The organism is Salinicola peritrichatus, from assembly GCF_003206715.1.
In the GTDB taxonomy this organism is placed as follows: Bacteria; Pseudomonadota; Gammaproteobacteria; order Pseudomonadales; family Halomonadaceae; genus Salinicola; species Salinicola peritrichatus.
In genome coordinates this window covers 1-854 of sequence record NZ_PZJU01000108.1, presented here as the reverse complement: position 1 = coordinate 854, position 854 = coordinate 1, and the positions used below count along the sequence as shown (strand labels likewise).

The 854-nt window shown below is 45.2% G+C and carries 1 protein-coding gene; it reads left to right on the top strand.

The window, feature by feature from the left end:
* Positions 1–854: glycosyltransferase family 8 protein (locus DOM57_RS21655; RefSeq protein ID WP_162619640.1), on the top strand; the 854-nt coding region annotated here is incomplete at both ends.

Sequence of the window (854 nt, the reverse complement as noted above, 5' to 3'; positions counted from 1 at the left end):
TGATCAGCGATTCCCTAGATTTCTATATTCTAGACGCGGGTATATCATCACTAACAAAATCTCGGCTCGAGAGCCTTGTAGCTGACTATCAGTCAACGCTGACCTGGTTGACACCAAGTAGCAAAAAATTTCGAAAATTCCCGATAAAGCGATATGGCATTGCCACCTACTACCGGTTAGCCGTGGCAAGCCTTCTTCCACAACACCTTGATAAGGTTATCTATCTCGACTGCGATATGCTTGTTGCAGACGATATCGCTGAACTTTGGCGTGCTACACTGTATGGCAATATTGTAGGAGCAGTCGAAAATCTCGGCATTGCTCCCAAGGGCGTTGATATAGATCGACAAGAATATTTCAATGCAGGCATGTTAGTGATCGATTTGGCCACGTGGCGAGCTAATAATGTCGAAGCTGCATTGTTTGAATGTATGGCTACGTTCAATGAGAGCTTGCAGTATCTAGATCAAGATGCTCTTAATCTAGTACTTCGCGGCCGGTGGAAACGCCTACCTCTTCGCTGGAACTTGCAGCCTAGCGCCTGGAGCAAAGTCGAAAAAAATAGGACCTCCCAAACCGGATATACGCATCAGGAATTCGTTGACGCCTTGCAATCTCCCGGTATCATTCATTTCCTGGCCAAAAGCAAGCCTTGGGAGTTGCTCACTTTTCATCCCTATAAAAAGACTTATATGGAGCTTGCCGCTCAGCTCTTTCCTGATACCGTCAGCAGAAACCATGCAACTTTTCAAGAAAAAGCAAAACGCCTTTTTCAGCTGGAAAAGCATTTCAAGGACTTTTTTCGGCGCAAAACATCATGCCAACTGAGCTATAATAAACCCGGGATATTCATG